We start from the raw sequence: 7,934 nt of genomic DNA, 5'->3' as shown, positions 1-7,934 counted from the left end.
GTGTCATGCTTCTCTGTTACTAAAATCAGCTCTGGCTCCAACTCTACGCCACCTTGATCTCCGAATAATTTCACAGTAGTCTCATCTTTCTTAGCGTGAAGCGTGAAGCTCACATCTACGAGCAGAGAGGCCCCATTCTCGAAACGGATCAACGCGTTTGCCAAATCCTCGACACCGTTCGTGTTTGGATCATAGTCTGCAGCCTTGTAGAACGACAGGTTGCGAACATGAGATCGATTACCCAACTTCTTATATGTATTGCCGCTGATTGAAACAGGTTTCGGCCGCCCCATCAAATACCAGATCAGATCAAGTACATGTACGCCGATATCGATGAGAGGACCCCCGCCCGAGCGCTCTTGATCCGCGAACCAGCCTCCCGGATTACCGAGTCTGCGGAGAGAGGAAGCCTTCGCATAGTAGATTTCACCCAGCTCGCCGTTGTCGATAAACCGTTTCACGAGCTGTGCATTTGCATCGTATCGTCGCACGAAGCCAACTTGCAGTGTCTTGCCAGTCTCACGCACCGCCTCCTGAATCTGAAGCGCTTCTTCGACTGTACGGCATAATGGTTTCTCTACCAACACATGCTTGCCAGCCCGCAGAGCAGCAATGCTGATCTCAGCATGTGTATTGTTCCACGTACAAATACTAACCGCTTCCACTTCTGGATTAGCCAGAAGCTCTCTGTAATCCGTGTACACATGAGAGATGCCGTATTGCTTTGCCTTCTCCTCCGCCCGCGCCCCATTCAAATCGCAAACTGCATACAGTTCTACTCCTTCCAGCTTCTGATACGATTTCAAGTGAAAGCCGGATATCGATCCGACACCAATGATGCCAATTTTCATTTTCGATACGATCATGAGTGTACATCCTCCTAATATAGGGATCTTTGATTCAACTGCCGCTCAAATAGCCAGCTGTGCGTACTGATCCGGCTTGATACCCTCATACCGGACGAATGCGCGTTTGAACGAGTACACATTTTCGTACCCTACCCGAAGCGCGACATCGTCGACTCCGCACTTCTTCTCCCGCAACAGCTCCTTGGCCGATTCCATACGCAATCTGCATAAATAGTCATAGAAGTTGATGCCCGTCACTTCCTTGAACATTTTGGAGACGCTCGAAACCGACATTTGGAACAGATCCGCAAGCTTTTTTAGCGAAACTTCCGTGCTTGTATAATTCTCATTCACATAGAGCAGCATCTTGCCGCCAACCTCCATCGCCGAAGTCGTGTTGGAATACCGCATTCTTTCGCATATTAACGTTCCCACTTCAAAAACGTAGCTCCAAAGCGCTTCGCCGTTCGCCGTCTTTACTTTGCTCTCAAATTGCTTGGCGTAAATGCCTGCATCAATATTCAGCTCCTGAAGCACTCTCAGCATCGTCTCCATCAATAGCGAAACAAGCTTGATCGTACTGGCGTCCGACAGCTGTCTTTTGCGGTTTTCCGTGCTGATTTCGTCCAATATATGCGTCAGAGTGTCCAGGTTCCCGATCTTGAGATTATTGATCAGCTGCACTTCCCAATCCGTCGGATAATAATAGTCGACGTTCGTTTCGATGGCGTCCTCCTGCGCCGCTCTAGCATTTCCGCGCGAAAACAATGCAACCTGCAAGCTTTCATTGGCCGCGTAATACGACTTGCTGATGCCGACAAGTCCTTTCTCTATGGCCCCGTGGAAGACGTCTGGCCGGATGTCGCACATCTTACAGATTTCGATCTCGATTTCGGAAGCGATTCGCTCAAGATGACCATCCTCGCCAAACCTCTGTCCGGAAGAAACGATCATTGCTTTATCCGCATTCGTCACTTCGAACAACTCATAGTCGAGCTGATGGCGGTTCATCACGCTTTCCACTACCATGATGGTTATGACCTCGATCTTGCGAATGATCTCCAAATCGGAAATTTCCCGCATCGTTTGGAAGCTGATCAGCATCGTACAATAGTACATGTCCTCTTTATAGCCGAGTCCGAATTTTTTTAGCCCGTTCATGTGCTGGTCGTCCGTAAAGTAGCCCTTTAGCATCCGAAGCAGCAAGTTCGACTTAGCTGCGCTTTCATAGTCCTCGACAGCCCGCTGGAGCGTATGGTTTTCAAGCATCAGGCGATCGAACGACTTTTCGATTAGCTTGTATTCGGAGCCTGAATCATCGTTTCGCACGGCTTCGGACAACTTGTGCAGCAAGGCCGCGAGAGGGCGGTAGCTGACTTTGGCCAGCAGGAATGCCGACGGTGTACCGAACAAGACGGATATCAGAATGGCGAGGAGAGAGCCAAATACATTCCGAATCCCGATTACCGTGCTGTCCGGGTAGGTGACCTTATACTGCCAATCGCTTGCCTGAGACGAAACAACAAGCTCGTAAGACACCCCTTGAGCTTGACGATCGCCAACCATCGTCCGCGATTGCCGATAAACGGGCGAATCTTTAGTCGAAACCATAATCTCGTCGTACTCGCTTCCGCCGAACCGCTGTATATAATCGGCTAAGTACGCGCTGTCAATGAAAAGAAGCAATACGGCGCGCGGGCTGCCCACGACTTCTAGGCTTTGCAGGACGGGAATGACCCGTTGAGTACTGCCCCAATGCTTCATATTTACCGGCTGCATGATTTTAAAATAGGTGTATTTCGGTATGGAATCGTCAAAAAACATTCGCGTCTCGTCGTCGAACGAAGCTATGGACGAAAAGAAAACGTCCGTCGCGGAGTCGCCCCACTCGGAAAGGACCAGCTCTTTCTCGGGAAATATGACTGCGCCGAACGAAAGGATGCTCATCGCGCCTACCGCATTATGCAAATCCTTGCGGATCTCTTGCATCTTGATCAAATCGAATTCCTGGTCGAATACGTTCGTATTGGACATCATTTTGGTAACCCACGTTTCGTCGCTCAACACTTTGCCCAAATTTTTCAGTTCATTCAGTTTGTTGTCCATGCTATCCGCGATTCGCTTCGCATCCGCCGCATGCTTCTCGTAAAGCTCCCGTTTTTCTTCAATTACGTTCCGATAAGCGTTTAAAGCGCTAAACACGAAAATCGGGATGAGCAGTATGGCGGTGTAGGAAAGAAACGTTTTTCGAAACGTATTGCTCCCGAAGCTTTTATTACGCAAATGCCGCCCTCTCCTTCCGTTTGGACTACCCAACATAGCAAAAACAAAGAAGAGAAAACGGCAGATCCTTTCCACCATTTTCTTCCTATTCTATCATCGGGGCGCCGTTACTGGATGCTGTTATATCTATCATGCAGCTGCTGATCGATTTCAAGCAGCTGATCAAGTCCGAGCTTTTTCAGTTCGGCCATATACTGATCCCAGTCGTCGAGCGATTTTTGGCCCAGTGCCAGCTTGGTTGCAAGCTCGGTAGAGTATGTGTTCAGATTGGTTAAAATCTTGGTCTTCATCTCCAGCTGCTTATCGTCCGGAATCGCCAAGTAATTTTGGTTCATATTGACAAAATACGGCTTATACTTCATGACATTCAGCTCATTATCCGCTTTGTGCTTAGGCACTCTGGTCAGCTCGAACTCGAGATTGGCGAACTGCACGGACGGAAATACAGTGCCTCCGAATAGATGAGCTCCCGTTACCTGCCCGGTTTTGGCATCTTCTTCGTCCGATCCTTTGTTGATATACACTTTCGCGCCGCCGTCCATCTTGTACGTTTGCCCTTCGATCCCCCAATAAAAAAGATCGGCGTATTTCTCCGAATAAATCACGTCAAAAAATTTGATTGCCGCCTCCACGTTTTTGGCGTCCTTCGTAATCGCATATTTCTGCCATGCGAGGAACGGGGGCTCCAGCTGAGCTGCCGGCGTAATGCCGCCCACCGCTTTGAGCGGCATAAGCGGAAGAAACTCGCCGCCGCCTCGAATAAGTTGCTCCTGATACGTCTCCAGATTGTAGTCGCTTAAGGAAGCGACTTTGTTGTCCGCCATTTTTTGCTGAATTTGCTCGTTCTGTGCGCCGATCAGACTCGTATCGAGAACGCCTTCCTTTACAAGCTTCTGCAAATACCTAAAATAATCCTTTATTCCCTCTTGATACCATGGGGACACAACCTTCTTGTTCTCCACGTCGACCGCCGTAATGGCCGTACCGAGCCCGAACCATTGCGCAATGGAGCCCGAGAAATCGCCCGGGTCGTAGACGAGCACCTCGTCCTTCTGCCTGTTGCCGTTGGCATCGCCGTCGCGCATCGCTTTAAGCGTTTGCAAATATTCGTCGGCTGTCGTCGGAACCGGAAGCTTCAGCTTATCGAGCCAATCCTTGCGGAGGAGCATCGTGAGCGAAACGGGCGCCGGATCTTTTTGCTGATACATTTTTTTGTGAAGATTGCTGAACCAGTACATTTTGCCGTCGGGGGACGTCGTCGTTTTTTTGGCAAAAGGAAATTCTTTGCTGTACATTTTCTCGATATTGCCGTTGCTGTATTTCTCGATTAGCGGTTTCAGGTCGAGAAGGACGCCTTGCTTGGCCAAATTAAGAACCGTCGTATTATCGAGCGCGGATATGTTTACGATGTCGGGAAGGCTGCTTCCGGACGCCATTCTCGTTTTGATGACGACGCTGTACTGTTCGTTCGGAACGAGCTCGTAATCAAGCTGCAGCCCGGCGCCGCTGAATAACTTGTCGAACTCCTTCCACACCGGGTACTTCTCCCTGTCGTCGAATTTAATAAACTTGTTTACGCGGGTGGGGCCAAGAAGCTTAAGCTTGCTAGTCTGTTGGGCGGGGGATGCCGGGCTCACGCCGTCTTTCGGTTTCTCATCGGTGCTGCAGGCGGTCATCGCCGCGATCGGAACAGCCGCCGTCATGGTCAGCAGGAACGCTTTTTTCCACTTCTTCATATAAATTCCTCCTCGAATGAATAGGACTATTCTTTCAGTGAACCCAGAAGCGCTCCCTTGATGAAATATTTTTGAAAGAACGGGTACGTAAAAATGACAGGGAGAGTCGTAAACACGATGATCGCATATTTCAATTGGATGTTCGACAGCATATTGGACACGGCGGAACGGGTATCCTCGAGCGACAGCGCTTTCAAATCGACGGTCTGCTGAACGACGACGCGGTACAAATACATTTGCAGCGGGTGAAGCTTCTCGTTCGGCAAATAGACGAGCGCGTCGAACCAGCTGTTCCAGATGCCGACTACCGTATAGATGGCAATGACCGCCATGATCGGCTTCGAGACGGGAAGCAGGATCCGGAAGAGCAGCTGCCAGTGTGAAGCGCCGTCCACAAAAGCGGATTCCTTAAGTGCTTCCGGTATCGTCGTAAAGTAGGTTCTGACCAGAATGATGTTCCAGATGCTGACTGCGCCGGGAATGATGACCGCGAACATCGTGTTGTACAGACCGAGCTTGTTAACGAGCAAATAAGTTGGGATTAGCCCACCTCCGAAATACATGGGGATCAAAATATAGGCGATCACCCATTTACGCCCCTTCAATTTGCGTACGGTTAGCGGGTAGGCGCCCAATACGGACGTGAGACAGTTCAATAATGTGCCGCTTACGACATAAATAATCGTATTCGAGTACGCCCACCACATTTTCGTGTCCCTGAAGATCAGCTCGTAGGAGCCGAGAAACAAGCCTTTCGGATACCAAAATACGTTCATCGCCGCAACCTCTATGGGCGCGCTGACGGACATGATGACGACGTAATAAAACGGGTAAAGCGTAATCAAGCAGATGACGAGCGATATCGCGTAAAGAGCGACGTCTACTGCGATTGAGCCTTGTCTGATCGTATTCGAACTGCTTCTGACCATGTTAGCCATCGTACTCCCCCTCACCATAAAGCGTAGTCGGAATACTTCCGGCTTAGCGCGTTTGCTATGTACAGCAGCGTAAAGTTGATGAGCGATATAAACAGGCCGATTGCCGTCCCCGAGCTAAAATTGCCGCCCAGAAGGCCGTCGCGGTACAAATAAGTGCCGATAACGTCGGCGGTTTCGAATAGTGCCGGATTGTAGATCAACAAAATAAATTCGCTGTTTGCCGAAAGAAGATTTCCGATCGCGAAAATAAGCAGGATAAAGATAGTTGGCCGAATGGAAGGCAGCGTAATATGAAGCATCTGCTTGAACCGGTTCGCTCCGTCCATTTTGGCCGCTTCATACAGATGTGGATCGATCGACGACATGGAAGATAAATACAAGATGCTGCTCCAGCCGAACGACTTCCAAATGCTCGTGATCGTATAGATAGCTGGAAAGTACGCAGGCTCCGCATTCAGAGGGATCGGTGTTCCGCCGAACAGCTTGACTACGGCGTTAAAGATACCGTCCGTATTGATAAAGGAGAGCACCATGCCCGCAACGACGACATTCGAAATAAAATGAGGCAAATAGCTTGCCGTTTGCACGTATTTTTTGAACAAGCCGCTCTTCAATTCGTTAAGCAGAAGTGCAAACAGAATCGGCACCCAAAATCCGAAGGCGAAGAAATAGAGGCTGAGCATAAACGTGTTGCGCATTAGTCTGCCGAAATACGGGCCGTTAAAAAATTCGATGAAATGCTTAAAGCCGACCCAGTGAACGCTTTCATGAAACGATAGGAAAGGTTTTCCCGGGTAATAATCCTGGAAAGCGATGACGATTCCGTACAACGGAATATAGCTGAAAATAAAAATATGCAGCAGTACAGGCAGCATAATCAAGTAAAGCTGCATATTCTCGCGCAAGCGAAATGAAACGAACTTGTTCGGCTGACCGGTTGCTTTCATGATCTTCTCCTTTACCGAGCGATTGCGGCAATTCCGGGCCCGTTCCGCATGCTTTATGATAAAGGCATCGCGCTAACGAAGGCAAGCAACATAATTTGATGGGATTCGCAATTTTTTCCGGCATGCGCAGCGCGGGGTTACGCTGTATTTTAACGTGCACCCACCTTCAGAAAAGCAGACCCGCCACCTGGGCCGCGGTTCAGGTAATCAAGAAGAGACAAATTCGCTGGGTCCATCTCGCCTTTGACTACCAATCGGATTCTGTATTTTCATACTAGACCTCATCCCACATTCTTCTGATGTTATCGAGGCTGATCTTAGTACCAATTTTGCATTCTTCCATCCCTTCGAATTCAATCGATATGTACCCATCGTAGCCGGAGTTTTTGACTACACGAAGGACTTCTCGCATATCGATGTCTCCGTGACCGACAATGGCACCGCGCAAATAATTGCCGCTTGTGGTCTTAAACCAGCCTTCACCCGGATTCAGATAAGAAGGACGGAGATAGAAGTCTTTCACATGCACCATAGAGGCATATGGCAGGTTTTTCTTTACAGCCACAACCGAATCCTCATCAACGCACATGAAATTGCCAATATCTAGCGTTGTGCGGAAGTTCGGACGATTAACCGCTTGAACCAGAGTCTGCACCCTATCGCTTGCCTGTATGAAATAGCCGTGGTTCTCGACGCTGGTCACGATATCGTACTGTGCAGCGTAATCCGCAATTTGCCTGCATGCCTCTACTAATCGATCCAACTCTCTGTTAAAGCTGCGTATGGAATTGTCGCTGCTGCTCGCGACGTCATGTCGCATCCGCTTAACACCCAGTCTCGCCGCAATATCGACTTCCTCTTTCACACGCACAATCTCATACTCATAAGCTTCCTGCGTATCGCTAGCGAAATTGGCCCCGATTGCATAATTCGAGATATCGATCCCCCGTGACTTCGCCTTTTCACGAATCGCATCGGCTGCCTCTGGCTGACCGGCCAATTGGATTCTAGACGGCACGATCTCGACATGCTCGCCTCCTTGGTCGGCAATCCAATCGATCACACCCAGAATGTCCATTTCTCCAGATTTCAAAGCACGGGACAAACTATATGTACTGACGCCTAGCTTCATCCTCTTCACCCTCCATTTCCTTATGATTGGTTGGTTGCAGCTGAATCTCT

At 49.3% G+C, this 7,934-nt stretch carries 6 protein-coding genes; all 6 read right to left on the bottom strand.

The window, feature by feature from the left end:
* A partial coding sequence (locus GC102_RS07360) for a Gfo/Idh/MocA family protein (RefSeq protein WP_171688899.1) occupies positions 1 to 866 on the bottom strand: 866 nt, incomplete at its 3' end.
* 45 nt (positions 867 to 911) lie between these two features.
* Positions 912 to 3,131, bottom strand: coding sequence for a helix-turn-helix domain-containing protein (locus tag GC102_RS07355; protein WP_171688898.1), 2,220 nt, complete (start codon positions 3,129 to 3,131; stop codon positions 912 to 914).
* A gap of 107 nt (positions 3,132 to 3,238) precedes the next feature.
* A complete protein-coding gene (locus GC102_RS07350) occupies positions 3,239 to 4,867 on the bottom strand; it encodes an extracellular solute-binding protein (RefSeq protein ID WP_171688897.1) in 1,629 nt (542 codons plus the stop codon).
* Between the two features lie 26 nt (positions 4,868 to 4,893).
* Positions 4,894 to 5,805 carry a carbohydrate ABC transporter permease gene (locus GC102_RS07345; protein WP_171688896.1) on the bottom strand — a complete coding sequence of 304 codons (912 nt, stop codon included), beginning with the start codon at positions 5,803 to 5,805 and terminating at the stop codon, positions 4,894 to 4,896.
* 11 nt (positions 5,806 to 5,816) lie between these two features.
* Entirely contained in the window at positions 5,817 to 6,752 is a 936-nt protein-coding gene (locus GC102_RS07340; protein WP_171688895.1) for an ABC transporter permease, read from the bottom strand.
* A 274-nt stretch (positions 6,753 to 7,026) separates the two neighbouring features.
* Entirely contained in the window at positions 7,027 to 7,884 is an 858-nt protein-coding gene (locus GC102_RS07335) for a sugar phosphate isomerase/epimerase family protein (protein ID WP_171688894.1), read from the bottom strand.
* Positions 7,885 to 7,934 lie beyond the last annotated feature (50 nt).

This window comes from Paenibacillus germinis (assembly GCF_013141785.1).
Taxonomy (GTDB): Bacteria; Bacillota; Bacilli; order Paenibacillales; family NBRC-103111; genus Paenibacillus_E; species Paenibacillus_E phytorum.
The sequence above is the reverse complement of the archived record's forward strand: the minus strand, read 5'-3'. Positions and strand labels throughout refer to the sequence as shown.